The following is a 419-nucleotide window of genomic DNA, read 5'->3' as shown; positions in this document are numbered from 1 at the left end:
ATGCTGAATGGTAAAGAGATCAATAAATTATCCACTGGGGAACGTTTACTGCGCGGTCTGGTTTATCTGCCGGAAGATCGCCAGTCATCCGGACTGAATCTCGATGCTTCGCTGGCCTGGAACGTCTGCGCCCTTACTCATAACCTTCGTGGATTCTGGGCGAAAACCGCGAAAGATAATGCCACCCTGGAACGTTATCGTCGGGCGCTGAATATTAAATTTGACCAACCGGAACAAGCTGCACGGACATTATCCGGTGGCAACCAGCAAAAAATCCTCATTGCCAAATGCCTGGAAGCTTCGCCGCAAGTATTGATTGTCGATGAGCCGACGCGCGGCGTGGATGTCTCGGCACGTAATGATATCTACCAGCTGTTGCGCAGCATCGCCGCACAGAATGTGGCTGTGCTGCTTATCTC

General features: G+C 51.6%; 1 protein-coding gene. It reads left to right on the top strand.

Features of this window, described 5'->3' with window-relative positions; genetic code table 11:
• Positions 1–419, top strand: a 419-nt coding sequence (locus tag F0Q01_RS13725) for an ATP-binding cassette domain-containing protein (protein ID WP_163927309.1), incomplete at both ends; no start/stop codon positions are given.

This window comes from Pseudobutyrivibrio xylanivorans, assembly GCF_010906925.1.
Taxonomy (GTDB): Bacteria; Bacillota; Clostridia; order Lachnospirales; family Lachnospiraceae; genus Pseudobutyrivibrio.
This window is presented reverse-complemented; position numbering and strand designations above follow the sequence as displayed.